Here is a 1,036-nt window from a genome sequence, read left to right on the forward strand (position 1 = left end):
ATCGAAGGCCAGCCGATCATGCGTTCGTACACCATTTCCAGCTCGCCGTCGGTGCCGTACAGCTTCTCGGTGACCATCAAGCGCGTGCCGGGCGGCAAGGTCTCGAACTGGTTGCACGACACCCTGCACGAAGGCCAGGAACTGGCGGTGCACGGGCCGGTGGGCTTGTTCAACGCCATCGACTTCCCGAGCCCGAAAGTGCTGTACCTCAGCGGCGGCGTCGGGATCACGCCATGCATGTCCATGGCGCGTTGGTTCTACGACACCAACGCCAACGTCGACATGACCTTTATCCACAGCGCCCGTTCACCGAAAGACATCATCTACCACCGCGAGCTGGAGCACATGGCGTCGCGGATCGACAACTTCAGCCTGCACCTGATCTGCGAGAAGCACGGCCTGGGCGAGCCGTGGGCCGGTTATCGCGGTTACCTGAACCACAAGATGCTGGAATTGATGGTCCCGGACTTCCTCGAGCGCGAAGTGTTTTGCTGCGGGCCGACCCCGTACATGAACGCGGTCAAGCGCCTGCTGGAGAACGCCGGCTACGACATGAAGCGTTATCACGAGGAATCCTTCGGCGCCACACCACCGGAAGCCCGTGCCGATGCGGTCGAGCAAGCCGAACAAGCGGCCGATGCGCCCGAAATCGATGCCGCGGACTTGCATCAGGTGGAATTCATCACTTCGGGCAAGAGCATTCGCGTGGCCCCCGGCGAAACCGTGCACGCCGCTGCAGCGAAAGTCGGGCTGATGATCCCGAAAGCCTGTGGCATGGGCATCTGCGGCACCTGCAAGGTGATGAAGCTCGGTGGCGAGGTGGAGATGGAGCACAACGGCGGGATCACCGAAGAAGACGAAGCCGATGGGTTCATCCTGTCGTGCTGCAGCGTGCCGAAGGGCGACGTGCGCATCGAGTTCTAACAGCCGCGAAATTGATCGTTCCCACGCTCCGCGTGGGAATGCAGCCCGTGACGCTCTGCGTCACAACGGTGTTCGACGTCGCGCAGGTGTTGAAGCTGGAACGCGGAGCGTC

Annotated in this window: 1 protein-coding gene; it reads left to right on the forward strand. The window is 62.1% G+C overall.

Going from position 1 to position 1,036, the window contains the following annotated elements; translation table 11 throughout:
* The coding region (locus D8U18_RS01810) for a hybrid-cluster NAD(P)-dependent oxidoreductase (RefSeq protein WP_131106881.1) at positions 1-924 on the forward strand (924 nt) is incomplete at its 5' end.
* Positions 925-1,036: the final 112 nt, after the last annotated feature.

This window comes from Pseudomonas sp. Sample_10, from assembly GCF_004321495.1.
Lineage (GTDB): Bacteria > Pseudomonadota > Gammaproteobacteria > Pseudomonadales > Pseudomonadaceae > Aquipseudomonas.